General features: G+C 47.5%; 1 protein-coding gene. It reads left to right on the top strand.

Annotated features, from left to right (window positions below; genetic code table 11):
* Positions 1-245: 245 nt before the first annotated feature.
* Positions 246-482 (top strand): 50S ribosomal protein L28, encoded by a 237-nt coding sequence (gene rpmB / locus LYNGBM3L_RS13000; protein WP_008183615.1) that lies wholly within the window; start codon positions 246-248, stop codon positions 480-482.
* The last annotated feature ends 1,029 nt before the right edge of the window (positions 483-1,511 follow it).

Genomic DNA, 1,511 nt, shown 5'->3' with positions numbered 1-1,511 from the left:
CTGCCCACCAAAGAAGGTAGAAGATGTAGGGTGGGCAGTGGCTCAGACCGATTCACCAAGCTCGTCATCGGGTGACTAGGCACTGCCCACCTACGATTAATCACTCCCCCTACCTCCCCATCTCCCCGCGCCCCCGCCCCACACTACCCACACCTCCCGACTCCCGACTCCCCACTCCCGACTCCCCACTCCCCGCGCCATCTGCGAGATATGATCAAGAACAGACGTAAATCAAGAGGTACCCCATGTCCCGTAGATGTCAGTTGACTGGTAAAAAGGCCAATAACGGCTATGCCGTTTCTCACTCCCACCGTCGGACTAAGCGCTTACAAAACGTTAACTTACAGGTTAAAAGAGTTTGGTGGGAAGAAGGGAAACGTTGGGTGAAGCTGCGGATTTCCACTAAGGCCATTAAGACCTTGCAGAAAAAGGGTCTGCAAGCTATGGCTAAGGAAGCTGGGATTAATCTGAATCATTATTAAATCAGGGAGCAGGGAGTAGGGAGCGGTGCGACCCGTGGCGAATTTAATTCGACGACTGTAAGCGCACCGAGGGAGTCGGGAGTCGGGAAGATTTTAAATCGGGAACATTTTAAAACAGATTATGATATAATAACCCGATAATTCATCATATCCCTATCTCCCCATCTCCCCATCTCCCCGCGCCCCCGCCCCACACTACCCACACTACCCACACTACCCACACTTCCTACACTCCCCATCTCCCCAAGTTTTTCTCTGGGGATGATGGTTTTTTGGCTTAATGTGGGTAGGTTAAATCTATGAGTTTTTGGTAAAGGGCAATAGTCTGCCTGTAAGCTATCAGCTATCAGCTATCAGCTATCAGCTATCAGCTATCAGCTATCAGCTATCAGCTATCAGCTATCAGCTATCAGCTATTTGCCTTAGGCCACGCTACTTGAGGTGCTTTTGAATAAAATAAGCTGACGGCTGACGGCTGACGGCTGAATGCTTACGTCTGCCTTGAGAGGAGGTAGGTGAGTAGGGTGGGCAAAGTAAGATAACCTAGAATACTCAAAACCTCCAAAGGGTTTTTGCCCACCCTACAAGCTGATGATCAGAAATTCTGGCCACAGTTATCCACCATAAGAGGAGGCAAAGTAAGATAACCTAGAATACTCAAAACCTCCAAAGGGTTTTTGCCCACCCTACAAGCTGATGATCAGAAATTCTGGCCACAGTTATCCACCATAAGAGGAGGTAGGAAAATCCTAGGTTAGGTAAACTGTTAACAAATCGTTGTATTTTTCGTAAATCTCGATAGTATAATGAAATATTTATTATTCTCTATTCGTAGGTAGAGGTAACGCTATGGGGTTGACCGTTGATGGGTAACCCTTGGCTTCGTTGAAGCATATTGAACAATTTGGCTCAGGACTTAGGGATTGCCCCCTAAATCCCCCAATAATGGGGGACTTTAAGTACATTACCCCCCAAAATTGGGGGGTTAGGGGGGCAAAAGGAACTAAACTTCGTAAGTCCTATTAATAT

The sequence above is a fragment of the Moorena producens 3L genome (assembly GCF_000211815.1).
GTDB classification, from domain to species: domain Bacteria; phylum Cyanobacteriota; class Cyanobacteriia; order Cyanobacteriales; family Coleofasciculaceae; genus Moorena; species Moorena producens.
Note: the sequence above shows the minus strand (reverse complement) of the source record. Positions and strands in the feature narration are given on the sequence as shown.